Here is a 918-nt window from a genome sequence, read left to right as displayed (position 1 = left end):
TATTTCTGAACTTCGCAATGTTGCTCGAGAATCAGGTTTTGTACAACGATTGAAGAAGATAATGCCGGAAGATTTCTTAAGTATATGTGCCTTCTTACATGAAAAAGTTGGTACGGAGGGGCTAGGACAGCTCTGTGCCTCCCTTTCTCGTGAATCAGAAATATCCATATCTAAACAAGCCTTACATCAACGATTAGACGAGAAAGGAGTGGCTTTTTTAAAACAAGTTTTTATGCGGTTAGCGGAAAAACAACAGATGTTATCGTTACCATCTCCATCTGATTATCCTTTTTCTCGGATCCGTATCTTGGATGGCACATCCTTTCAAGTAAAAAAGAACACCGCGAGTTATTGGGATGGAGTGAAAATACAATTAGAATATGAGCTGTATCAAGGGAATTTTTTGCATACGTTGTTCTATGGACCAAGAGACAGTGATCACGATGCAGCTGAAGAATTGGCAGATACAATAGGAGAAGAGGACCTTATCTTGCGTGACCTCGGCTATTTCTCAGGAGATCACTTTAAAAAAATAGATCGAGCAGGAGCCTATTATATTACTCGTGTTCCTGCCAATATGACCTATTGGACATTGGATGACAAGCAACGAAGAATCCAAATAAAGCCTGAAGAAGATGCCATGCATCTAGCTCCAGGAGAGATACAGGATTATGGGTTCATTCAATTAGGTGTTAAGGGAAAAAATACATTTCATGCACGTGTAGTCGTACAACGATTAACCGAAGAGCAACAAAAACAGAGAGATACCTATTTAAAAGAAAGAAGACGGAAAGGGGGGCATACCCAATCCGCCAACAAGAAGAATCATATCCAAATTCTTGCTACCAATATAACACAAGAAGAAATGGATGAGCAAACCTTGTATCCTATCTATTCCTTGCGTTGGCAAGTGGAGAT

At 39.9% G+C, this 918-nt stretch carries 1 protein-coding gene; it reads left to right on the top strand.

What is annotated here, in order from left to right:
• A partial coding sequence (locus tag Q1A47_RS20495; RefSeq protein ID WP_299632745.1) for an IS4 family transposase occupies positions 1–918 on the top strand: 918 nt, incomplete at both ends.

This window comes from uncultured Virgibacillus sp. (genome assembly GCF_947495635.1).
In the GTDB taxonomy this organism is placed as follows: Bacteria; Bacillota; Bacilli; order Bacillales; family Amphibacillaceae; genus Virgibacillus; species Virgibacillus salarius.
The sequence above is the reverse complement of the archived record's forward strand: the minus strand, read 5'-3'. Positions and strand labels throughout refer to the sequence as shown.